This window comes from Streptomyces sp. A012304, from assembly GCF_026008495.1.
GTDB lineage: Bacteria > Actinomycetota > Actinomycetes > Streptomycetales > Streptomycetaceae > Streptomyces.
Genome location: NZ_BQUN01000104.1, coordinates 1 through 1,524, shown reverse-complemented (window position 1 = coordinate 1,524; position 1,524 = coordinate 1). Strand labels below are relative to the sequence as shown.

General features: G+C 75.8%; 1 protein-coding gene. It reads left to right on the top strand.

All coding sequences use genetic code 11. The annotated features are described in order from the left end of the window. Nucleotides 1-477: 477 nt before the first annotated feature. Entirely contained in the window at nt 478-1,227 is a 750-nt protein-coding gene (locus ALMP_RS26920; RefSeq protein WP_264932919.1) for a TetR/AcrR family transcriptional regulator, read from the top strand. The last annotated feature ends 297 nt before the right edge of the window (nt 1,228-1,524 follow it).

Genomic DNA, 1,524 nt, shown 5'->3' with positions numbered 1-1,524 from the left:
CCCCCCGGCCCGCCCCCGGGCACGGACGTCTTCGCCACCGGCGTACGCGGGTACGCGGGGTGGCGAAAGTCCGCGCAAACATGGCGGTACAACGCCGCTTCAAACGCCAGGAGCGGGGGAACAAGACTTCAGGGCACGGGAGTTCGGACCGATCGGACCCTGAAGCCCTCCCTGAACGGCCCCACCCTGAGCCAAGTCCCGACGCACATCCCCCCCGGCGCCGGGACTTCCCGAGCCGGGCTTCGGCGCCTCCCCCCCAGGCGCCGGGGCCCGGCTCCACTTCCGCGCGGGCGGGTCCGCGCGGCCGTGAGCGACGCGGGGCATGCTGAGGTGGGCGGGGCACCCCGTACCTGAACCACGGGGTGGCCCGCCCGGATGGCAGATTCTGCCACATGGGCATAGCCTGCCGATGTGATCAGCTCCACCCCCCGTCCGGCCTCCGCTTCCCTCACCGAGCGGCGCAAAGCGGCCACCCGGATGGAGATCGCCAGGGCCGCGGCCGGCCTCTTCGTGAGCCGTGGCCTGAGAGCGACCCGCGCGGAGGACATCGCCCAGGCCGCCGGGATCGCGCCCCGCACCTTCTACCGGTACTTCGCCACGAAGGAGGAGGCCGTCGCCCCCCTCTACGCGGCGGGCGCCGAACGCTGGACGGAAGCGGTCCGCGAGGCCCCGGCCGGGCTGCCCCTCCCGGCGGCCCTGGAACACGCCGTACGGCACACCCTCACGCCCGGCGGCGCCGTGTCGGCCGCTTCCTGGGAGTGGGTGCGCACCCTGATCCGCCTCGCCAGGACCGTCCCCGCCCTGGGCAAGGTCTGGGCGGAGCTCTGCCTCACGTCGGAGGAGGAGCTGGCGGGGGTGCTGGCGGAGAGGGACCGGGCAGCCGGCTCTTCGGCAGGCTCTGCCGGCTCGCCAGGGGCCTCCGCCTACTCGCCAGGGGCCTCTGCCGACTCATCAGGGGCCGGTGTCGACGCCTCTGCCGGCGCAGGCGTCTCTTCCGGCCCTTTCGCGGCCGGGGACCCCGCCGCCCCCGTCGCTCCTGCCGAGCGCTTCACCTCCACTCAGCGCTTCACCGCCGCCGTCGCGAGTGCCGCGGTGCGGGTGGCGGTGGAGAGCTGGGCCATGGCGGACGGTCCGGCGGACGGCCCCGAGGGTCCGGCCGAGTTGGCGCTGCGGAACCTGGCGGTCCTGCGGGGGATCGGCTGGGGGGAGCAGGGCCAGAGGCCGTGACCAGAAGCACGCCAGGCAACCCCTAGCGGCCCGCCCGCTCCAGCCTCCCGCCCAACTCCCGTACACACGCCCGCAGTTGCTCAGGCGCCCGCACGGTGAACTCGCACCCCAGTGTCACCAGCCGGAACGCCAGCCACTCCACCGGGTCCCCGGTCGTCCCCCGCAGACGGCACCGCACGGAGCCGGCCCCGGCTCCGGCCCCGGCCTCAGAACCAGCCCCGGCCCCGGCCCCGGCTCCGGTTCCGGCTCCGGCCCCGGGACCGCCCCCCGCCCCGGCCCCCACCTCGGGACCGCCCC

What these genes read in the sequence shown, in the direction of transcription:
- ALMP_RS26920 (WP_264932919.1), top strand. Translation starts at nt 478, where the DNA reads ATGGAGATCGCCAGGGCCGCGGCCGGCCTCTTCGTGAGCCGTGGCCTG.